Here is a 21,158-nt window from a genome sequence, read left to right on the forward strand (position 1 = left end):
TTCCTGTCCCTTCCCCTTCATGCTTTCAAATATTCGATTCTCCGGGAGTTAAGCTTTATCGGAATGTCGGGAAGTCTTTGTTCCGGTTTGACAAATGTCATCCTTTTTGAATGGGCTGCGCAGGCCACCGGTCCGTTTGTCACGAAATGTGCTGTTTCGGTAGCGAAAAGTCAAATTGAAATCGTTCATTTTTTGAGGTGAAATAGAAAAATAGGGGGTTATTGTAAATATGCCAAACAATGTGAAATAGAAAATTGGAGTGTATGTTTGTGAGTCGATATCAACTCTATTTACCCGATAAAAAACAATTGCAAGATGAATTGCGTAAACTGATGGATTATTTGTGAACTACCGAAATATCTGTACCTTTGCAAGACGGCCTTATAAAAATAAAATAATCGCTTATGACTGCAATGGTTATGACTGCTTGTACAGGGCAGGAGGCTGAGATGGCGGAAGCTGCTCAGGATAAATTTAATTATGTAGTGGATCAGTTTGCTGATCTGCAAATACTGCGTTATCAGGTTCCGGGGTTTGAGGCCCTTTCATTAAAACAAAAACAACTATTATATCATTTGTCGGAGGCGGCTTTGATGGGGCGGGATATCCTGTTCGATCAGAATTGCCGTTATAACTTGCCGATTCGTAGAACACTGGAAGCTATATATAAAGGATATAAGGGCGACCGGAAGGAGCCGCAGTTTATCGCTTTGGAAACGTATCTGAAACGGGTTTGGTTTGCAAACGGCATCCATCATCACTATGCGGAAGACAAGTTTGTGCCCGGCTTCACTCCTGAGTTTTTCCGGAGTTGCGTGGAGCAGGTGGAGGTGTCGGAACTTCCACTCGCAGAGGGACAGACGGTTGGACAGTTTGTTGCCGGGATCAGTCCGGTGATTTTTGACCCGGAAGTGATGCCAAAACGCTCGGTTCAGAGCGGCGATGCCGACCTGATTCAGGCTTCTGCCAATAATTATTATGGCGAAGGTGTTACCCAGAAAGAGGTGGAAGATTTTTATGCGGAGATGAAAGCCGGAAAAGATACCGTTTCCCCGATTTCATACGGGTTGAACAGCCGCCTGGTGAAAGAGAACGGCAAGCTTGTCGAAAAGGTCTGGAAAGTGGGCGGCCTGTATTCACCGGCAATTGAAAAGATCGTGTCGGAATTGCAAAAAGCGGTTGCCTTTGCTGAAAACGAAGCGCAGAAAGCAATCATCGAAAAACTGATCGAATATTATCAGACGGGCGATTTGAAAACGTTTGATGCCTATTCTATTTTGTGGGTGGAAGACACGGTTTCGGATGTCGACTTTGTAAATGGTTTTATCGAAACATACGGTGACCCGTTGGGAATGAAAGCCAGTTGGGAATCGACCGTGAACTTTATAAATAAAGAAGCTACGAAGCGGACGAAGGTGATCAGCGATAATGCACAATGGTTTGAAGATCATTCACCGGTGGATAAACGTTTTAAAAAAGAAAAAGTGAAAGGTGTCAGTGCGAAAGTGATCACTGTTTCCATGTTAGGCGGTGACTGCTATCCGGCCACTCCGATCGGCATAAACCTGCCGAACGCAGATTGGATCCGGCGCGACCATGGCTCCAAGTCCGTGACGATCGAGAATATAACGGAAGCCTACGACAAGGCTTCGCAGGGGAATGGCTTCAGTGAAGAGTTTGTCTGGAGTGATGCGGAGCGTGAGATGTTGAAAAAATATGGTTTCATTACGGATAACCTGCATACCGATTTGCATGAGTGCTTAGGGCATGGTTCCGGCAAGCTCCTTCCCGGTACTGATCCGGATGCTCTGAAAGCATATAGTTCTACGTTGGAAGAAGCGCGTGCCGACTTGTTCGGTTTGTATTATCTGGGCGATGCCAAGTTGGTGGAACTCGGACTTGTCCCGGATGCGGATGCCCATAAAGCTGAATATTATAAATATATCATGAACGGCCTTATGACACAGTTGGTGCGCATCGAACAGGGGAAGAATGTGGAAGAGGCCCATATGCGCAACCGCCAGTTGATTGCCAAATGGGTATATGAAAAGGGGAAGGCGGATCACGTTGTCGAGTTGAAACAGCGCGATGGCAAGACATATGTGCTGGTAAATGATTATGCCAAATTGCGCGAGTTGTTCGGATGCCTGTTGGCGGAAGTGCAGCGTATCAAGAGTGAAGGCGATTTTGCAGCGGGGAAGAAACTTGTGGAAGATTATGGCGTAAAGGTCGATCCGGTTCTTCATGCCGAAGTGCTTGAACGGTATGCCAAACTCAATTTGGCACCGTATAAGGGATTTGTGAATCCGGTGATGAAAGAGATAAAGAGTGATACAGGTGAAGTAACGGACGTCGTACTGGATTATACTGAAGGTTATGCCGATCAGATGTTGCGTTACAGCACGGAGTATTCATTTTTACCGTCTTACAATAAATAATAAATGTATGCTGCAAGATGAATTGAAAGAGATAAGAACGCAATTACGCCTGGCGATGAATGGTGTGGTTTCTACCAGTATGCGCGAGAAAGGCATCGTGTATAAGTTGAATTTCGGTGTGCCTCTGCCTGAGATCAAGCAGATCGCGGCAATGCACAAACCGGATTCCGAGTTGGCGGACGCTTTATGGAAAGAGGATATTCGCGAGTTTAAAATACTGGCCTCTCTCTTACAGCCGGCAGACGAATTCTCATTCCAAAAAGCAGTGCAGTGGGTAAAGGAAATCCCCTATTTGGAGATTGCTGAACAGTGCAGTCATAATCTGTTTCATAAGTTGGCCGATGTGGAAAATCTGCTGCTTGGGCTGATTTTTAATGTGAAAGACGAATATGCGCGTACGGTGGCTTATCTTGTCTGGGCTGAACTGTTTAAGGAAGGAAAGGAACTGATCGCACCGGTGAGGGCGGCGTTTATTGTCGAATGTATGCGTACGGTTGCCTGGACTGATTTCGGGGCGTCCTTCAAGGAAAAGCAGGCTGCGGTGAAGGCAATGAAATTTTACGGAAGGCAGTCGGCTGGCCAGGCCCGGCAAATCTTGACCGGCTTCGACGAGTTTCCCGAATTCATGAAGACACCCGAAGGGCAGGAAATCTATAATGATTTAAAATTTGAATTTGAATATTCCCGTTAAGGCTTTGCGTTTAAAATAAATGCGCTAACTTTGTCGGTCGCGTGGAGTCGCAACTTGAATATGGATGCAAAAAAATACACAGAGATGCAAGATATGTTCACCATGTATCTTGCTGAGAAAAAACTACGAAAGACTGAGGAACGATCTGTGATACTGGAATGTATATGCAGTTTCCCCGGCCATTTCGATATGTGTATGCTCCATCAGAAACTGGAGGGAATGAACTTTCATGTAAGCCGGGCTACTCTTTATAATACACTTGATGTGTTGGTAGACAGTGGTTTGATTATCCGTCATCAATTGATGTCGCAGTCTATGCAGTATGAGTTACGGATACTGGCCGAGACACATTCGCACTTGATCTGTACCAAATGCGGGGCTATCCGGGAATTGAAAGATGCAACATTGAAAAAAGATGTGGATAACTTGAAGATATCCCGTTTTTCTCCGGAGTATCATGCGCTTTACATTTATGGCGTGTGCAGTAAATGTAAATACCGGCTTCAACGGAAGAAGTAAGAATATTAACAGCCTATAATATAAAAAGATGAAAGTAGATGTTTTATTAGGATTGCAATGGGGTGACGAAGGCAAAGGTAAAGTTGTCGACGTGCTGACTCCGAACTACGATGTCATTACTCGTTTTCAGGGTGGGCCCAATGCAGGACATACTTTGGAGTTTAACGGCGAAAAGTATGTATTACGTTCTATCCCTTCCGGTATTTTCCAGGGAGGAAAGGTAAACGTTATCGGTAACGGTGTCGTACTGGATCCGTTATTGTTCCAGCAGGAAGCGGAAGCGCTTGCCGCAAGCGGTCACGATTTGACCAAACAACTGTGTATCTCCAAGAAAGCTCATTTGATCCTGCCTACTCACCGTATATTGGATGCTGCTTACGAAGCTGCTAAGGGTTCCGGCAAAATCGGTACGACCGGCAAAGGCATCGGCCCGACTTATACAGACAAAGTCAGCCGTAACGGTTTGCGCGTTGGTGATTTGCTGCATAACTTCGACGAAAAATATGCTGCTGCAAAAGCAAGACATGAAGCGATTCTGCGTTCTCTGAATTATGAATATGATATTACGGAACTCGAAGCACAGTGGTTCAAGGCTTTGGACTACCTGAAACAGTTCCGCCTGATCGATAGCGAACATGTTATCAATAATTATCTGAAAGAAGGTAAATCTGTTCTGGCCGAAGGTGCACAGGGCACGATGCTGGATGTCGACTTCGGTTCATATCCGTTCGTGACCTCCTCCAATACGATCTGCGCCGGTTGCTGTACCGGTTTAGGCGTTTCTCCGCGTAACATCGGCGATGTGTATGGTATCTTTAAAGCTTATTGCACACGCGTGGGTAGTGGACCGTTCCCGACAGAGTTGTTCGACGAAACAGGCAAAAAGATCCGTCAGATCGGCCATGAATATGGTGCGGTAACCGGACGTGAACGTCGTTGTGGCTGGATCGACCTGGTGGCTCTGAAATATGCTATCATGATCAACGGCGTGACGAAGCTGATCATGATGAAGAGTGATGTTTTGGATAGTTTTGAAACGGTTAAAGCTTGTGTTGCCTACAAGATCAATGGTGAAGAGACAACCGAGTTCCCGTTTGAAATCAACGAGGGTATCGAACCTGTATATGTAGAACTGCCCGGTTGGAATGCCGATATGACAAAGATGCAGAGCGAAGACGAATTCCCTGAAGAGTTTAATGCTTATATCTCATTCCTGGAAGAAGAGCTGGAAGTGCCTATTAAAATTGTTTCTGTCGGCCCTGACCGCGAACAAACAATTGTCAGATATACGGAAGAATAAGACCTGAAAATAATACAAAATGGCAGAAGACCACATCCCGGAAGGGGGTTCTCCTGCCATTTTTGTTTTTGGCAGGCTTTTTGTTCTATGTTATTTAGTATAACTATATAAATTAGAAGAATATGAGCATGTATTGGATTATATTTATCGGTTTCGCCCTCCTTAGTTGGTTGGTTTCTTCCCGGCTTCAGAATAAGTTTGAGAAGTATTCCAAAATACCGATGCCGAATGGCATGACCGGTAAGGATGTTGCAGAGAAGATGTTGCATGATAATGGTATTTATGACGTGAAGGTGATTTCGACGCCCGGACATTTGACAGACCATTATAATCCGGCTAACCAGACGGTAAACTTGAGTGAATCGGTTTATTATAGTAATAGTATTGCGGCGGCTGCCGTTGCGGCTCACGAATGTGGACATGCGGTTCAGCATGCTACGGCATATGCGCCTCTGCGTATGCGTTCGGCGTTGGTCCCGGTCGTTAGTTTTGCCTCCAACATCATGACATGGGTCTTGTTAGGCGGTATGTTGCTGTTGCATTCTTTCCCGCAGTTGCTGCTTTTCGGTATTATCCTGTTCGCCATGACAACGTTGTTCAGTTTTATCACGTTGCCGGTTGAGATTAATGCCAGTCAGCGTGCCCTGGCCTGGTTGAGCAATGCCGGGATTACAAATGCTTATACGCATGATAAGGCTGAAGATGCTTTACGTTCAGCCGCTTATACCTATGTGGTTGCCGCTTTAGGTTCGCTCGCTACATTATTATATTATATCATGATCTTCCTGGGAGGAAGGAGCAGGGATTAAAGAGAAAACATTACCTTTGCATTCTGAATAAAAAAATAGTGAAATATGCAAAAGCCGTCTATCCCTAAAGGAACAAGAGATTTTTCGCCTGAAGAAATGGCGAAGCGTAATTATATATTCAATACGATTCGTGAAGTTTATCATCTGTACGGGTTTCAGCAGATTGAGACTCCGGCTATGGAGAACCTGTCTACTTTGATGGGAAAATATGGTGAAGAGGGTGATAAGCTGCTTTTCAAAATATTAAATTCCGGTGATTGCTTCTCTGGTATTACAGATGAAGAACTGTTGGAACGCAATGCCGTGAAGTTCGGCGTGAAAGCTTGTGAAAAGGGGTTGCGCTATGACCTGACGGTCCCTTTTGCCCGTTTTGTGGTGCAGCATCGCAATGAGATCACTTTCCCTTTCAAGCGGTATCAGATACAACCCGTTTGGCGTGCCGACCGTCCACAGAGAGGCCGTTACCGGGAGTTCTATCAGTGTGATGGCGATGTCGTAGGTTCCGATTCGTTGGTAAACGAAGTGGAACTGATCCAGATAATGGACGAAGTGTTCCGCCGTTTCGGCATTCGTGTTTGTATCAAGATGAATAACCGTAAGATTCTTTCCGGTATTGCTGAAATTATCGGGGAAGCGGATAAGATTGTCGATATTACGGTTGCCATAGACAAGCTGGATAAGATCGGGCTGGATAATGTGAATGAAGAACTTCGTTCCAAAGAATTATCCGAAGATGCGATAGCACGTCTGCAACCGATCATCATGTTAAAAGGGACAAACCGTGAAAAGCTGGCAGTGCTGAAACAGGAGTTGGCTGCGTCGGAAATAGCGATGAAAGGTGTTGCCGAAATGGAATTTATCCTGGATCGTATCGACAAGTTGCCGTTGAATGCTGAACTGGAACTGGACCTGACACTGGCTCGCGGCTTGAACTATTATACCGGAGCAATCTTTGAAGTAAAAGCGTTGGATGTCCAGATCGGAAGTATTACCGGTGGCGGACGTTATGACAATTTGACCGGAGTGTTCGGCATGGATGGTGTTTCGGGTGTCGGTATCTCATTTGGCGCAGACCGTATCTTCGACGTATTGAACCAGTTGGATCTTTATCCTGCCGATTCTTTACAGACAACGCAGTTGCTGTTTGTGAACTTCGGAGAAAAAGAGGAAAACTATTTGCTGCCGTTGATCTCGAAAGTCCGTGCAGCCGGTATTCGTACGGAGTTATATCCCGAAGCTGCCAAGATGAAAAAGCAGATGGGGTATGCCGATACTAAAAAGATCCCGTTTGTCGCCATTGTCGGAGAAAACGAAATGAATGAAGGCAAGATCAACTTGAAAAATATGTTGACAGGCGAACAGAGTCCTGTCACTATAGAGGAATTGATCGGACAATTCTGAAAATAACAGGAGGAGGTGCTGCGATTATGTCGTGGCATTTCTTTTTTATATATACAGATCATTATGAAAAATCATTGTTTACTTCTCTCAATCCTTTTACTGCTGTCGTCTTGTACCTTTCAGCCTCGTGCGTCTTGGGTGACAACGACGGAAACTGCTTTCTGGCAGGAACAACCGGATTTGTTGTCTGCTTCGGCCGATACGGTCCGGACAATCGATGTGACGATACATAAAGATAAGCTTCAACAGACAATCGATGGTTTTGGAGCTTGCTTTAACGAATTGGGCTGGATTTCTTTGAGCCGTCTCAATCCGGCAGACCGCGAGAGCATCATGGAAGAATTGTTCTTTCCGGAATATGGTGCTAATTTTACTATCTGCCGTATGCCGGTCGGGGCAAATGATTTCTCCCGTGACTGGTATTCGTATAATGAAACGGACGGTGATTTTGAAATGAAGAACTTTACGATTGCGAATGATCACCAGACACTGATCCCTTTTATCCGGAATGCTCAGAAATATAATGCGGATTTGCGTCTTTGGGCTTCTCCCTGGTGTCCTCCTTCCTGGATGAAGCACAATAAACATTATGCTTCCGCTTATACCGGGGAGGCGTATGATGAAAAATACCGGAACGGCTTGCCTGCCGATAAAGTTGGCCATGAAGGGGAGGATATGTTTATCCAGGATTCACTTTATTTGCGGGCTTATGCTCTATATTTTTCCAAATTTATAGAGGCTTACAAGGAGCAAGGTATCCATATCTTTGCCGTTATGCCGCAGAATGAATTTAATTCGGCCCAGATATTTCCCAGTTGTTGTTGGACAGCGGCCTCCTTGGCTGATTTTGTCGGAAATTACTTGGGACCGGCAATGGAGAAACAGCAGGTGGATGTGATGTTCGGAACGATGGAGCGTAAGAATGAGGCTTTGGTGGATACGATCCTGACAGATCCTGCCTGCCGTAAATACGTGAAAGGCGTCGGTTTCCAATGGGCCGGGAAGGGTGCGATAGGAGGAATACATGAACGCTATCCGGAGCTGAAACTTTATCAGACGGAACAGGAGTGTGGCGACGGGCGGAATGACTGGAAGGGCGCTGTCTATTCCTGGAACCTGATGCGGCATTATCTGGATCACGGCGCTTCTGCTTATATGTATTGGAACATATCGCTTGAAAAAGGCGGCATCAGCCGTTGGGGGTGGGCGCAGAATTCTCTGGTTGTGGTCGATCCGGCAAGCAAGACCTATTCTTTTACTCCTGAATACTATATGATGAAACATTTGAGCCATTATGTCCAGCCGGGTGCCCGCAAAGTGGAAACAGCCGGTTCTTTTACCGATCTGCTTGCTTTCGTGAATCCCGATAAAAGTGTTGTCGTTGCATTGGCCAATGAGAGTAATGACAGCCGCACCGTCTCTATCCGGATAGGAAACCGTGTTTATCGACCGGTACTTCCGGCACAATCCGTTTCTACTATTTTAATAGACTGATAGTTGAACTTCCTCGTTCCATCTCTTGTTGTAATGGGGAAGTTCGTTTTTTTGTGGCAGGGTGGTCATCCTGTCAGACATATTTGCATTGTCTGCCTGTCCTGGGTGCAAAATTGGCAGTCTTTTCCCGGATAACAATTTTGGCACAGTATTCGCATAGACATTTACGTGCGATAAGAAAGCACAAGATAAACGTAATATTATTAACAATTAAAAAACATACAACGATGAACATTAGACCATTAGCAGACAGAGTGCTGATTAAGCCGGCTGCAGCAGAAGAAAAAACACTTGGCGGAATCATTATTCCCGATTCAGCAAAAGAAAAACCTTTAAAAGGTGAAGTTGTTGCCGTAGGTAACGGAACAAAGGATGAAGAAATGGTTGTAAAGAATGGTGATACTGTACTGTATGGCAAGTATGCAGGAACAGAAATCGAACTGGATGGTGAGAAATATCTTATCATGCGTCAGTCTGATATTTTAGCTATTATCTAATTCATTATTAATAACAATACAATTATAAGATATATATTACTATGGCAAAAGAGATTAAATACGATATGGATGCCCGCGACCTTCTGAAGAAAGGTGTGGATGAACTGGCTAATGCAGTAAAAGTAACACTGGGTCCGAAAGGACGTAACGTGATCATCGAAAAGAAATTCGGTGCTCCTCACATTACAAAAGACGGTGTAACGGTAGCAAAAGAAGTTGAAGTGGCTTGCCCGTTCGAAAACATGGGTGCCCAGTTGGTGAAGGAAGTGGCTTCCAAGACAAATGACAATGCCGGTGACGGTACGACAACTGCTACAGTTCTGGCACAGTCTATTATCGGTGTCGGTCTGAAGAACGTTACGGCAGGTGCTAATCCGATGGACCTGAAACGTGGTATCGACAAAGCTGTTGCTAAAGTAGTAGAAAGCCTCGCTGCACAGTCTGAAGCTGTAGGCGACCAGTTCGAAAAGATCGAACATGTAGCTAAGATTTCTGCAAATGGCGACGAAGCTATCGGTAAGCTGATCGCAGAAGCTATGCAGAAAGTGAAAACAGAAGGTGTTATCACAGTAGAAGAAGCAAAAGGAACTGAAACAACTGTTGATGTTGTTGAAGGTATGCAGTTCGATCGTGGTTATATCTCTCCGTACTTCGTTACGAATACGGAAAAGATGGAATGCGAGATGGAAAATCCGTATATCCTGATCTACGATAAGAAGATTTCTGTATTGAAAGACTTGCTGCCTATCCTTGAACCGGCAGTTCAGAGTGGCCGTCCTCTGTTGATCATCGCTGAAGATATCGATAGCGAAGCATTGGCAACTTTGGTTGTAAACCGTCTGCGTGGTTCTTTGAAGATTTGTGCTGTTAAGGCTCCGGGCTTCGGTGACCGTCGTAAAGCTATGTTGGAAGATATCGCTGTATTGACTGGCGGTGTTGTAATCTCTGAAGAAAAAGGCTTGAAGCTGGAAGGTGCTACAATGGATATGCTGGGTACTGCTGAAAAGATTACAGTAGATAAGGATACCACTATCATCGTTAACGGTGCCGGTGACAAAGCTGCTATCCAGGCTCGTATCGGTCAGATCAAAACACAGATCGAAAATACGACTTCTGACTACGACAAAGAAAAACTGCAGGAACGTCTGGCTAAGATGGCCGGTGGTGTTGCCGTTCTTTACGTTGGTGCTCCTTCTGAAGTAGAAATGAAAGAAAAGAAAGACCGTGTAGACGACGCTTTGCATGCAACCCGTGCTGCAATCGAAGAAGGTACGGTTCCTGGTGGTGGTGTTGCTTACATCCGCGCTATCGAATCTCTGGAAGGTCTGAAGGGTGAAAACGAAGATGAAACAACCGGTATCGAAATCGTTAAACGTGCGATCGAAGAACCGTTGCGTCAGATCGTTGCCAACGCCGGTAAAGAAGGTGCAGTAGTTGTTCAGAAAGTGAAAGAGGGTAAGGGTGACTTCGGTTATAACGCTCGTACAGACAAGTATGAAAACTTGTGTGCAGCCGGTGTAATCGACCCGACTAAGGTAACACGTGTAGCTTTGGAAAATGCAGCCTCTATCGCAGGTATGTTCCTGACTACAGAATGTGTGATCGCTGAAAAGAAAGAAGAAGCTCCTGCAGCTCCAGCTATGAACCCGGGTATGGGTGGCATGGGCGGTATGATGTAATTCTTCCCATAAAGCATAAATCAAAAGCGGCTGCTTCCCGAAAGGGAGGTGGCCGTTTTCTTTTGTTAATCATGGTTAAAGAGATAAGGGCGGGAGATATGATTACTATTTCTTCGTATCTTTAGAGCAGCTTAAAATTAAACTGTATGAAACGATTATTACCTTTTGTCTTGTGCTTATTCCTTTTCTCCGCTTGTGATAAGGATAATGAAGAGTTGCCCAGTGTTCCGCAATATGTATTGACCAGTATTGAGTATAGCTTGGAAGAAGGCGATGGCGTCCAGTCTGAATTGGTAGATGGGATGCCGCGTGTGATTGATAATGATACACCTTCGAAAATGACATATACTAATTCTGATGAAGAATACTTAAAGAACGAATCACTATTTCAGAGTGATGACGTGAATGCATTCTTACTTGCAGAAGGTGATTCTGTAAAAGTTCCAACGCCGTCTGAGATAGTGGATGGTAAGATTTTTACTACAAAAGGAAATTTGTATACCGATATGGTGCAGTATAGTGCCACAGGCCAAGTGCTTGCATCTTCAATTGTGATTTCAGCTTATTGTCGATTAACATATAAGTGGAAACAAAAATGGGATGTTATGACTGTCACTTATGTAGTGACTTTTAAAGATAAAGTTACCGGATCGCAAAAACAATCTAAAGGGAAATGGAAAGGCCGGATTTACAGAGGAGGAGATAGAACTTTTCATTTTGAAAATATAAAAGAGTAGAGCCTGCCAAAAAAGTGACGGGAATTGTCATTCTTTTTTGTCAAAGCGTTTGGTGTTTCAAAAAAAACAGTTACTTTTGCACTCGCAATCGAGAGAGATTGTTTCACTGAAAAGTGTTGAAAGGCCCAGGTGGCGGAATTGGTAGACGCGCACGTTTCAGGTGCGTGTGTCGAGAGGCATGCAGGTTCGAGTCCTGTTCTGGGCACTTCGAAAGCGGATAACTTGTAAAAGTTGTCCGCTTTTTTTATGCCTTATTGTATAATGCATAATTAAACTTTGATCGATAATTTCTGTCTGTATTAGAATGAAGAGAGGGAGATAACGATTATTTTCTTATATTTACCCCAAATTAGTGAGTAGTAGGAATGCAACAATATATAGAGGAAGAGATAGTAGAACAATTACGTGATCCGGCACATCAACGTGATGCCTTTGCGCAGGTTGTTAACTTCTATGGGGAGAAGTTGTATTGGCAGATACGGAAAATGGTATTGGACCATGACGATACTAACGATTTATTGCAGAATACATTCCTTAAAGCCTGGACGAATATCGACTATTTCCGGGGAGAGGCGAAGCTGTCGACTTGGCTGTACAAGATTGCGATAAACGAATGCATTACTTTCCTGAACCGGCAGCGTGCGCAGAATAACGTTTCGATCGATGATACGGATGTTTTTTTGCTGGAGCGCCTGAAAGGGGACGAGTATTTTGATGGGGATGCCGCACAGATGAAGTTGCAGGAAGCGATCCTGACATTGCCGGAGAAGCAACGGGCTGTGTTTAACATGAAATATTTTGACGATATGAAATATGAGGATATGTCTGAGATTTTCGGAACTTCTGTAGGCGCTTTAAAAGCCTCTTATCATCATGCCGTGAAAAAAGTAGAGGAGTTTTTAACAAAGGACGTTTAAACCTTTCGTATTACCATTTGTCAAAAGAACATAAAAGAGAGATGATATGAAAATAGAACAAAATAATCTGGACCGTCTTAAAGGGAAAAATCCTTTCACCGTGCCCAAAGGGTATATGGAAGGGTTGGCGGCGAACATCATGAGTCAGCTTCCCGAAAGAGAGCCTGAAAAGGAGGTGAAAAAAGTTTCCTTGATGGACCGTGTTCGTCCCTGGTTATATATGGCAGCGGTTTTTGCCGGACTGGGGTTGTTCTTTAAAGTTTTGATCGGGCCGGAGGATCAGGCGGCTAAAACAGACTCATTACTCGTGAAAACAGAGGTGTCTCCTAAAGTAGTTTCCGCTCTGCAAGCGGCCGAGGACGAAGAGTACTTGGAGTATCTGGAAGAGCAGTATGCCGGTTATATATTGGCAGAAGAAATGGAAGATATCGAATAAAATGAAGAAAAAATAAGTTTGACAAAATATTTTTGTAATAATACTTGTATGAATAAAATATTTTTTATTACATTTGTGGCGTGTTCAGTTGTGTTCTCATTCAGTGCTCACGCTCAAAGTGGGAAACAGCATCGAAATTTTGATAGAGAAGCATTTCTTGCTAAGAAAAATGCTTTTATTACGGCAGAAATGGGCTTGACCCCCGAAGAGGCAGCAGCGTTTATTCCTCTTTGTAACGAACTGCAGGAAAAGATGTTTGAGGCCGGTCGTGAATGTCGTAAACTATCCAAAGATTTAAGGCACAATCAGAATGCTACCGATGCTGACTACTTGAAGGTAATCGATGAGTGTGTGAGCGTGGACATGAAGCAAGCACAACTGGAAAAGGAGTATTACGAGAAGTTTAAAAAGATATTATCTCCTAAGAAGCTTTACAAATACAAGCGTGCAGAAGGAAAGTTCGCACGGGAGTTTATGAGAGACGGAGATAAGAAAGAAGAGATTAAAAAGAAATAAAATATTATCATTATTTGTGTTTTTTGTTTAGATTTAGTTTTGGCGTTTAAGTTAAGGGAGGGGTGGCGACGTGATGTCGGTTCCCCTTTTGTTTTTTATAGCCCTTTCGCTTTTGCCTCATCCCAGATACGGTCCATTTCTTCCAAAGACATTTCTTTCAGCGACTTGCCTTCTTTGATGGTATGATCTTCCAGATAGTTGAAACGGCGGATAAACTTTTGGTTCGTGCGTTCCAGGGCGTTGTCCGGATTGATCTTGTAGAGGCGGGCTGCGTTGATCAGGCTGAAGAACAGGTCGCCGAATTCAGCTTCCATCTTGTCTGCATCCATTTTGTCTATTTCTGCCTTCAGCTCGGTAAATTCTTCGTGTACCTTGTCCCAGACCTGGTCGCGCTGTTCCCAGTCGAAGCCTACGTTGCGCGCCTTATCCTGTATGCGGTGGGCTTTAACGACAGAGGGCAGGGAAGCAGGGACGCCTTCGAGTACGGTTTTGTTACCGCCTTTTTCCTTTAGCTTGAGTTGTTCCCAGCTTTGTTCGACTTTGCCGGCTGTGTCTGCCTGTGCGTCTCCGAAGACGTGCGGATGGCGGTAGATCAGTTTCTGGCAAAGGCTGTCGCACACGTCCTTGATGTCGAACGCCTCCTTTTCTTCACCGATCTTGGCATAAAAGACAACGTGCAGAAGCAGGTCGCCCAATTCCTTTTTAATGTTATTGTTGTCATCTTTCATGATGGCATCACACAACTCGTAAGTCTCCTCGATTGTGTTCGTCCGAAGGCTTTCGTTGGTCTGTTTACGGTCCCAGGGACATTTTACGCGAAGCTCGTCCAGTATGTCGAGCAACTGTCCGAAGGCTTCCATCTTTTCTTGTTTCGTAGCCATTATAGATAATGTATTAATGTGTCAATGTGCCAATATGCCAATTGGAAAGTGTCTCTTCTTAATTGGCATATTGGCACATTGATCTATTGGCAAATTATTTCCCTTGTTCCTTAAATACTTTCAACCCGTTTTGCAGGAACTGGACGTATTTGGATACGTCTTCGTTGAATGCATAAGACGGGCCGAGCGGTTCACCGTCGGCATTCAGCAGGACGTAGAACGGCTGGGCGTTCGCTCCGAACTTGCTGCGCTGCAGGTAGCTCCACTTATCACCGATGGTTTTCAGCTTACGCGTCTTGCCATGTTCCTCGATTGTGATCGGCTCGGGCAACTTCGTCTTGTCGTCCACCATCAGGGTGATCAGGACATAATCGTTCTCTAACAGCTGTTTTACTTTCGGGTCAGTCCAGACAGAAGCTTCCATCTTACGGCAGTTCACGCAACCGAAACCGGAGAAGTCGATCATAACCGGCTTGTTCAGCAGTCTGGCACGCGCCATGCCGGACTCGTAGTCGTCATAGGCTGCATGCACTTCACTTTCATATAAGTTGAAATCCTGCGTGTACAAAGGAGGAGCGAACGCACTGATCGCCTTCAACGGAGCGCCCCAAAGACCCGGAACCATATAAACAGCGAAACCGAACGAGATGATCGCCATAAACAGACGCGGCACGGATACATACGGCAGGTCGCTGTCGTGGCTGAACTTAATCTTGCCCAACAGATAGCAACCTAACAGCGCAAAGATTACGATCCAAAGCACGATAAACACCTCGCGATCTAACAAGCGCCATCCGTAAGCCAAGTCGGCAACCGAAAGGAACTTCAACGCCAATGCCAGTTCGAGGAAACCCAATACGACCTTAACCGAGTTCAGCCAACCGCCGGACTTCGGCATACTTTGCAACATATTCGGGAAGATCGCGAAGAGGCTGAACGGAATGGACAAAGCCAATGCAAAACCGAACATACCGATCGCCGGCCCGACAGCCGTTCCCATCGAAGCCGCCTGTACAAGCAACGTCCCGATAATCGGACCCGTGCAGGAGAAAGAAACCAGTACGAGCGTGAACGACATAAAGAAGATACTGATAATACCCGTTGTCGAATCCGCCTTCGTGTCTAACTTATTCGTCCAGGAAGAGGGCAACACCATTTCGAATGCTCCGAAGAAAGAGATGGCGAATACCACCAACAGCAGGAAGAATATGATATTGAAGATCGCATTTGTCGACAAGTCATTCAACGCGCTTGCCCCGAATATACCCGTAATCAGCAATCCCATCACTAAATAAATCACAATAATGGAAAGCCCGTACGTCACCGCGTCGCGGATCGCCTTCTTGCGGTCTTTCGTCCGTTTCAGGAAGAAACTGACCGTCATCGGGATCATCGGCCATACGCACGGAGTCAGCAGGGCGATCAAACCGCCCAGGAAGCCGGCGAAGAAGATAAACAGCCAGGACGTGTCGGTGGCGGAAACTGTCGTGTCGCCGAATGCTTTCATCTGGTCGATTACCGGCGTCCAGAGAGCCGCGTCGTTGGTTAGTTCGTTGGATATTTTGGCCGGAGAATTATCAACCGGTTTTTTGTCTACAGCCGGAGCAGAGGCCACCGGAGTGGTGACATCTTCCGTAATCTTTTCGCTATCGGGCTGTGCGGCGGCGGTCTTTTCCTGATCCTCCTGGATCGTTTCGGGCGCCGTTTCGGCTGCAGCCGTCATTTTGATATTTTTCTTGTCGAACGAGAACTCCACGCGGTCGGGCGGCAGACAAGTCTCGTCATTACAAGCCATGAACTCAACCTCACCTTCTGCCTTGAACTTGGCGGGATCGGTCACTTTAATCTTCTGCGTGAACGACACTGTGCCCGGATACCAACGCAGGTTCATGGCGAACAGTTCGTCGTAGACGACAGTCGGTTTGACGGACGAGGTCGGCTTGCCGATCAGCTCGGCTCCGTTCAGCGTCTCGAACGTAAACGAGGTCGAGACCGGGCCGCCTTCCGGCAGATCCTGGTCGTACAGGTGCCAGCCCTTTTCGGCGGTAGCGGTAAATACGATTTCCTTTTCGGCCGAACCGGAGTCTTCCAGTTTGATCTTCCATTTCACAGGCTGGAGAATCTGTGCCTGCACGGTCAGTGCGACAAGCACTAACATCAAGGTACTCATGAGCTTCTTCATACTATTCTTTCTGTTTTTATTTATTTTGCCAAAGATGTGAACTTATCGGGAATACGCGTCTCGAAACGCATCTCTTCACCCGTCGCCGGGTGGATAAAGAAAAGCCGTCGGGCATGAAGCATCAGCCGTCCGGTGGGATCTGTCTCCGCTCCATATTTGTAATCGCCGGCTATGGAGTGGCCGATAGACTGCATTTGTGCGCGTATCTGGTTCTTGCGACCCGTCTCGAGGTCGAGCTCAAGAAGGGAGTAAGACCCGTTGCTGTGTAGCAGGCGGTAACGTGTGATCGCCTCCTTGCCGTCGCCTTCAGCCGTGACGTAAACCTGCATCTGCGCATTTTCCGTCAGGTTCGAAACAATCAGGTCCGCGTCTTTTTCCGGCCGTCCTTCCACTACGGCTACATATGTGCGCGCCGTGATGGCTGCGTTCCAGTTTCCTTGCAGTTCCTTTTGGACCTGCTGGTTCTTGGCAAACATCATCAAGCCGGATGTGTCGCGGTCGAGGCGGTGAAGGACGAATATCTTGTTTCGCGGGTCCGACTTCTTCACATACTCGCTGAGCAGGTGGTAAGCCGTCCGCTCTTTCACGCGCGTACTCGACACCGAGAGCAGTCCTTCTTTTTTGTTTACCACGATCAGGTCGTCATCCTCCCAAACGATCGTGAGCAGCGGATTGTTGAACTCCACTTTCCCCCGTTCGTAACTGATCGTCACTTCGTCGCCCGCGGCAAGCGGCGTGTCGAACTGGGAGGTCACCTTCCCGTTGACCGAAATCTGTCCGTGAGCGAGCAGTGCCTTGACGGAACTCTTGCTCTGTTCGTTTAAAAGACTGAACAGGAAAGGGAGCAATGTGCCCTCTTCTTTCACCGTTACTTTGCGTCCGCGCGGGACTCTGTTCTTATCTGTGCCTCTCTGCTGTGAGCGTTTTATCATATTCCTTATTATATATAGATAGCTCACAAAGATACTGGCTTTTACGCAATGCTGCAAGCGGGACGGCGGGAAATAGGATATTACGCTTTTTCTTTATATATGTTAACCGTTTCTTCGGTATAGTTTGTATCTTTGTATAGCATCCATTAGTTGTCCGCCGCCCGGTGAACGATCGTCCGCTTGGCGGTGAACGATCGTCCGGCGGCAAGCGAACGATCGTTCGCCACCAAGCGGACAACTAACGGACAACAAGGAAAGAGTTAAGATACCATAGAGAAAGAGCTAATAGATAACGTGAAAACACTTAAAAGATAAACAAAATGTCAGCAGAGTACAAGTTGGTCCGCCGTCCGGGTATGGGGAAAACGGACATTAAACAACCTCTTTATCCCCGTTTCGCCCCTTGGAAAACAGTTCGTTTGAAAGATTTGATCACCAGCGCCCGCGGACGTTCGTCCTTCTCGTCGGCAGATATCACGGGAATGTTGCAGTTGGTACAAGACCTGATGGTCGACGCGCTGATGTTCGGTCAGAACATCGAGTTGGAAGGCATCGGGACGTTCAGTGTCTCGCTGAAAGCCCGTCCGGTGTTGGATAAGAAGGAGATACGTGCCGAGTCGGTTCATTTCCAGGATGTGACGTTCCGTTCGGCAACCGAACTGCGCGATCGCCTGCGTACGATGCCTTTGGAGCGTTCGCAGCAGAGCGAACGGGCTGGTTTCTCGTCCGAAGAGTGCGAGGCGCGCACAATGGAATACCTGAAGACGCATCCCTATATTTCCGGCAAAATCTATCGCGGGCTTTGCCGCTGCGGAAAGACGAAAGCGGCCGCCGACCTGAAACGGATGACGGCGGAAGGGAAGCTGGAGCGGACGTTTGTGGGGAACGCATATTTGTTCCGGCCGATTCCGGCCGAAGCGTAGAGCAATGGTTTTGAATAAACTTTAAGTCTTTGAATTTTGGTTTATGGGTGACTTAATGTAGAACAAATATAATTTAGGTTATACTTATCTGTATTATTTTTGTACTTTTGCACCCCAAAGGAGAGGGCTTTGCCTGAATCTAAATAAAGATAAAATAAGAACAAGACAATATGGAAATTGCAAGTAAGTACAATCCCGCAGAAGTAGAGGGTAAGTGGTATCAGTATTGGTTGGATAACGGCTTTTTCAAGTCGAAACCCGATGGCCGTGAGCCGTACACAATCGTCATTCCGCCCCCAAACGTCACAGGCGTGCTTCACATGGGACACATGCTTAACAATACCATTCAGGATATTCTGGTTCGCCGTGCCCGCATGCAGGGAAAGAACGCTTGCTGGGTGCCGGGGACGGACCACGCTTCCATTGCGACGGAAGCGAAAGTCGTGAACCGTCTTGCACAGCAGGGCATCAAGAAGGCCGACCTGACACGCGAAGACTTCCTGAAACATGCCTGGGAGTGGAAGGAAGAGCACGGAGGCATCATTCTCAAACAGTTGCGCAAACTCGGCGCTTCCTGCGACTGGGACCGCACGGCCTTTACGATGGACGAACTGCGCTCTGAAAGCGTAATCAAGGTCTTTGTCGACCTGTTCGAGAAAGGACTGATCTATCGCGGCGTCCGCATGGTCAACTGGGACCCGCAGGCATTGACCGCCCTGTCCGACGAAGAGGTTATATATAAGGAGGAACACAGCAAGTTGTATTACCTCCGCTACAAGGTGGAAGGCGATGCCGAAGGACGCTATGCCGTCGTGGCAACGACCCGTCCGGAGACAATCATGGGTGACACCGCCATGTGTATCAACCCGAACGACCCGAAGAACACTTGGCTGAAAGGCAAAAAGGTGATCGTTCCGCTGGTAAACCGGGTGATTCCTGTAATCGAAGACGACTATGTAGACATCGAGTTCGGTACCGGTTGCCTGAAAGTGACTCCGGCGCACGATGTGAACGACTATATGCTGGGCGAGAAATATAACTTGCCTTCTATCGATATCTTCAATGATAACGGTACGATCAGTGAAGCCGGCGGCCTGTACGTCGGTATGGATCGTTTCGACGTCCGCAAGCAGATCGAGAAAGATCTCGAAGCGGCCGGACTGATGGAAAAGGTGGAAGCCTACGAGAATAAAGTCGGTTTCTCCGAACGTACCAACGTGCCTATCGAGCCGAAGTTGTCCATGCAGTGGTTCCTGAAGATGGAACATCTGGCACAGATCGCTCTGGAACCGGTGATGAAGGACGACATCAAGTTCTATCCGCCGAAGTTCAAGAACACATACCGCCACTGGATGGAGAACATCAAGGACTGGTGTATCAGCCGCCAGCTTTGGTGGGGACACCGCATTCCGGCTTACTTCCTGCCCGAAGGCGGTTACGTGGTAGCCGAGACTCCGGAGAAGGCTTTGGAGATGGCAAAGGAAAAGACCGGAAACAAGGCGCTGACGATGGCCGACTTGCGTCAGGATGAAGACGTGCTGGATACGTGGTTCTCTTCCTGGTTGTGGCCTGTCTCCCTGTTCAACGGGATCAACGAGCCGGACAACGAAGAGATCAACTATTACTATCCGACCAGCGACCTGGTGACAGGACCGGACATCATCTTCTTCTGGGTGGCCCGTATGATTATGGCGGGTTATGAGTACCGGGGCAAGATGCCGTTCAAGAATGTTTATTTCACTGGTATCGTGCGTGACAAGTTGGGCCGTAAGATGTCCAAGTCGTTAGGTAACTCTCCCGATCCTTTACTGCTTATCGAACAGTACGGGGCCGACGGTGTGCGTATGGGCTTGATGATGGCTGCGCCTGCCGGAAACGATATTCCGTTCGACGAAGCGTTGTGCGAACAGGGACGTAACTTCAACAATAAGATATGGAATGCCTTCCGCCTGATCAAAGGATGGACGGTAGACGAGAATATACCGCAGCCCGAGGCATCGGCTACTGCCGTTAAGTGGTTTAAGATGCAGCTCGATAAGACGATTGCCGAGATGGACGACCTGTTCGGCAAGTACCGCCTGAGCGAAGCGATGATGGCTGTTTACAAACTCTTCTGGGATGAGTTCTCTTCTTGGTATTTAGAGATGGTTAAGCCGGGTTATCAACAACCTGTTGATAAGTCTACCTACTTATCAACACTTGGTTTCTTCGACGCCCTGCTTCGTCTGCTTCATCCGTTCATGCCCTTTATTACAGAGGAATTGTGGCAGGCGTTAGAGCCGCGTAAGGAAGGCGAGAGCCTGATGGTGGCTTTGATACCGGAGGTTGCTCCTGTTGATAACGCTTATCTGGAAGATTTTGAGATTGCAAAAGAAATTGTGGGTGGAGTGCGTACAATACGTCTCCAGAAAAATATACCGAATAAGGAAGCTTTGGAATTGCAGATGTTGGGCGAGCATAACGACCACTTCAACGCTGTGATTGCCAAGATGTGTAACCTGTCGTCCATATCCCGTACGGAAGAGAAAGCTGCCGGTGCCGCTTCTTTCCTGGTGCGTACGACGGAGTATGCAGTTCCATTGGGTAATATGATCGACGTGGAAGAAGAGTTGGCTAAGCTTCAGGACGAACTGAAGTACCAGCAAGGCTTCCTGACTTCTGTCATGAAAAAACTAAGTAATGAAAGTTTTGTAAGTAAGGCACCGGCTAAGGTGATCGAGATGGAACGAAAGAAACAGGCCGACGCGGAAAGTAAAATCAAGTCTATCGAAGAAAGTATTGCCGCTTTGAAGAAATAGGCTTCAAC

The 21,158-nt window shown here is 46.7% G+C and carries 19 protein-coding genes and 1 tRNA gene; 17 read left to right on the forward strand and 3 right to left on the reverse strand.

The window, feature by feature from the left end; genetic code table 11:
• From DWU89_RS20905 to DWU89_RS15940, 15 genes are all read left to right on the forward strand, one after another.
• A partial coding sequence (locus DWU89_RS20905) for a hypothetical protein (RefSeq protein WP_208642475.1) occupies positions 1-201 on the forward strand: 201 nt, incomplete at its 5' end.
• A gap of 203 nt (positions 202-404) precedes the next feature.
• Positions 405-2,438: a dipeptidyl-peptidase 3 family protein gene (locus DWU89_RS15875; RefSeq protein WP_115500614.1), complete on the forward strand. Its 2,034-nt coding sequence runs from the start codon at positions 405-407 to the stop codon at positions 2,436-2,438.
• Between the two features lie 7 nt (positions 2,439-2,445).
• Entirely contained in the window at positions 2,446-3,129 is a 684-nt protein-coding gene (locus tag DWU89_RS15880; RefSeq protein ID WP_115500615.1) for a DNA alkylation repair protein, read from the forward strand.
• Positions 3,130-3,189: 60 nt separating this feature from the next.
• The gene (locus DWU89_RS15885; RefSeq protein ID WP_115500640.1) at positions 3,190-3,648 is read left to right on the forward strand and encodes a Fur family transcriptional regulator; all 459 of its coding nucleotides are present in this window, start codon (positions 3,190-3,192) and stop codon (positions 3,646-3,648) included.
• A gap of 28 nt (positions 3,649-3,676) precedes the next feature.
• Positions 3,677-4,948: an adenylosuccinate synthase gene (locus DWU89_RS15890; RefSeq protein ID WP_115500616.1), complete on the forward strand. Its 1,272-nt coding sequence runs from the start codon at positions 3,677-3,679 to the stop codon at positions 4,946-4,948.
• Between the two features lie 122 nt (positions 4,949-5,070).
• Positions 5,071-5,757, forward strand: coding sequence for a zinc metallopeptidase (locus DWU89_RS15895; RefSeq protein ID WP_115500617.1), 687 nt, complete (start codon positions 5,071-5,073; stop codon positions 5,755-5,757).
• A 45-nt stretch (positions 5,758-5,802) separates the two neighbouring features.
• Positions 5,803-7,158, forward strand: a complete 1,356-nt coding sequence (hisS, locus tag DWU89_RS15900; protein WP_115500618.1) for a histidine--tRNA ligase — start codon at positions 5,803-5,805, stop codon at positions 7,156-7,158.
• 63 nt (positions 7,159-7,221) lie between these two features.
• Complete coding sequence (locus tag DWU89_RS15905) at positions 7,222-8,652, forward strand: glycoside hydrolase family 30 protein (RefSeq protein ID WP_115500619.1); 1,431 nt, start codon at positions 7,222-7,224, stop codon at positions 8,650-8,652.
• Positions 8,653-8,879: 227 nt separating this feature from the next.
• Positions 8,880-9,149: a co-chaperone GroES gene (locus DWU89_RS15910; RefSeq protein ID WP_005636683.1), complete on the forward strand. Its 270-nt coding sequence runs from the start codon at positions 8,880-8,882 to the stop codon at positions 9,147-9,149.
• A 41-nt stretch (positions 9,150-9,190) separates the two neighbouring features.
• Entirely contained in the window at positions 9,191-10,828 is a 1,638-nt protein-coding gene (groL, locus tag DWU89_RS15915) for a chaperonin GroEL (RefSeq protein ID WP_115500620.1), read from the forward strand.
• A 146-nt stretch (positions 10,829-10,974) separates the two neighbouring features.
• Positions 10,975-11,565 (forward strand): hypothetical protein, encoded by a 591-nt coding sequence (locus DWU89_RS15920; RefSeq protein WP_115500621.1) that lies wholly within the window; start codon positions 10,975-10,977, stop codon positions 11,563-11,565.
• 123 nt (positions 11,566-11,688) lie between these two features.
• Positions 11,689-11,770: transfer RNA gene (locus DWU89_RS15925), tRNA-Leu, on the forward strand.
• A gap of 160 nt (positions 11,771-11,930) precedes the next feature.
• Positions 11,931-12,482 carry an RNA polymerase sigma factor gene (locus tag DWU89_RS15930; protein ID WP_115500622.1) on the forward strand — a complete coding sequence of 184 codons (552 nt, stop codon included), beginning with the start codon at positions 11,931-11,933 and terminating at the stop codon, positions 12,480-12,482.
• A gap of 46 nt (positions 12,483-12,528) precedes the next feature.
• Positions 12,529-12,918 carry a hypothetical protein gene (locus DWU89_RS15935; RefSeq protein ID WP_115500623.1) on the forward strand — a complete coding sequence of 130 codons (390 nt, stop codon included), beginning with the start codon at positions 12,529-12,531 and terminating at the stop codon, positions 12,916-12,918.
• A gap of 48 nt (positions 12,919-12,966) precedes the next feature.
• Entirely contained in the window at positions 12,967-13,434 is a 468-nt protein-coding gene (locus DWU89_RS15940) for a hypothetical protein (protein WP_115500624.1), read from the forward strand.
• Between the two features lie 95 nt (positions 13,435-13,529).
• Here the strand turns inward: DWU89_RS15940 and mazG are convergent, their stop codons facing one another.
• From mazG to DWU89_RS15955, 3 genes are all read right to left on the reverse strand, one after another.
• Positions 13,530-14,315, reverse strand: coding sequence for a nucleoside triphosphate pyrophosphohydrolase (gene mazG / locus DWU89_RS15945; protein WP_115500625.1), 786 nt, complete (start codon positions 14,313-14,315; stop codon positions 13,530-13,532).
• A 94-nt stretch (positions 14,316-14,409) separates the two neighbouring features.
• A complete protein-coding gene (locus tag DWU89_RS15950; RefSeq protein ID WP_115500626.1) occupies positions 14,410-16,497 on the reverse strand; it encodes a protein-disulfide reductase DsbD family protein in 2,088 nt (695 codons plus the stop codon).
• 20 nt (positions 16,498-16,517) lie between these two features.
• The gene (locus DWU89_RS15955; RefSeq protein ID WP_115500627.1) at positions 16,518-17,429 is read right to left on the reverse strand and encodes an RluA family pseudouridine synthase; all 912 of its coding nucleotides are present in this window, start codon (positions 17,427-17,429) and stop codon (positions 16,518-16,520) included.
• Between the two features lie 320 nt (positions 17,430-17,749).
• On the opposite strand from DWU89_RS15955, the gene DWU89_RS15960 reads away from it, so the two are divergent.
• Together DWU89_RS15960 and DWU89_RS15965 are read left to right on the forward strand one after the other, a co-directional pair.
• Complete coding sequence (locus tag DWU89_RS15960; protein WP_115500628.1) at positions 17,750-18,352, forward strand: HU family DNA-binding protein; 603 nt, start codon at positions 17,750-17,752, stop codon at positions 18,350-18,352.
• A 170-nt stretch (positions 18,353-18,522) separates the two neighbouring features.
• Entirely contained in the window at positions 18,523-21,150 is a 2,628-nt protein-coding gene (locus DWU89_RS15965) for a valine--tRNA ligase (RefSeq protein WP_115500629.1), read from the forward strand.
• The last annotated feature ends 8 nt before the right edge of the window (positions 21,151-21,158 follow it).

This window comes from Parabacteroides acidifaciens, from assembly GCF_003363715.1.
GTDB lineage: Bacteria > Bacteroidota > Bacteroidia > Bacteroidales > Tannerellaceae > Parabacteroides > Parabacteroides acidifaciens.

Bases quoted from the DNA above. Each gene is read 5' to 3' on its own strand.
- DWU89_RS15965 (WP_115500629.1), top strand. From the start codon at position 18,523: ATGGAAATTGCAAGTAAGTACAATCCCGCAGAAGTAGAGGGTAAGTGG.
- DWU89_RS15920 (WP_115500621.1), top strand. From the start codon at position 10,975: ATGAAACGATTATTACCTTTTGTCTTGTGCTTATTCCTTTTCTCCGCT.
- DWU89_RS15955 (WP_115500627.1), bottom strand. From the start codon at position 17,429: ATGATAAAACGCTCACAGCAGAGAGGCACAGATAAGAACAGAGTCCCG.
- DWU89_RS15950 (WP_115500626.1), bottom strand. From the start codon at position 16,497: ATGAAGAAGCTCATGAGTACCTTGATGTTAGTGCTTGTCGCACTGACC.
- DWU89_RS15905 (WP_115500619.1), top strand. From the start codon at position 7,222: ATGAAAAATCATTGTTTACTTCTCTCAATCCTTTTACTGCTGTCGTCT.
- DWU89_RS15890 (WP_115500616.1), top strand. From the start codon at position 3,677: ATGAAAGTAGATGTTTTATTAGGATTGCAATGGGGTGACGAAGGCAAA.
- DWU89_RS15895 (WP_115500617.1), top strand. From the start codon at position 5,071: ATGAGCATGTATTGGATTATATTTATCGGTTTCGCCCTCCTTAGTTGG.
- DWU89_RS15960 (WP_115500628.1), top strand. From the start codon at position 17,750: ATGTCAGCAGAGTACAAGTTGGTCCGCCGTCCGGGTATGGGGAAAACG.
- DWU89_RS15910 (WP_005636683.1), top strand. From the start codon at position 8,880: ATGAACATTAGACCATTAGCAGACAGAGTGCTGATTAAGCCGGCTGCA.
- groL (WP_115500620.1), top strand. From the start codon at position 9,191: ATGGCAAAAGAGATTAAATACGATATGGATGCCCGCGACCTTCTGAAG.
- DWU89_RS15885 (WP_115500640.1), top strand. From the start codon at position 3,190: ATGGATGCAAAAAAATACACAGAGATGCAAGATATGTTCACCATGTAT.
- DWU89_RS15930 (WP_115500622.1), top strand. From the start codon at position 11,931: ATGCAACAATATATAGAGGAAGAGATAGTAGAACAATTACGTGATCCG.
- DWU89_RS15940 (WP_115500624.1), top strand. From the start codon at position 12,967: ATGAATAAAATATTTTTTATTACATTTGTGGCGTGTTCAGTTGTGTTC.
- DWU89_RS15875 (WP_115500614.1), top strand. From the start codon at position 405: ATGACTGCAATGGTTATGACTGCTTGTACAGGGCAGGAGGCTGAGATG.
- DWU89_RS15880 (WP_115500615.1), top strand. From the start codon at position 2,446: ATGCTGCAAGATGAATTGAAAGAGATAAGAACGCAATTACGCCTGGCG.
- DWU89_RS15935 (WP_115500623.1), top strand. From the start codon at position 12,529: ATGAAAATAGAACAAAATAATCTGGACCGTCTTAAAGGGAAAAATCCT.
- hisS (WP_115500618.1), top strand. From the start codon at position 5,803: ATGCAAAAGCCGTCTATCCCTAAAGGAACAAGAGATTTTTCGCCTGAA.
- mazG (WP_115500625.1), bottom strand. From the start codon at position 14,315: ATGGCTACGAAACAAGAAAAGATGGAAGCCTTCGGACAGTTGCTCGAC.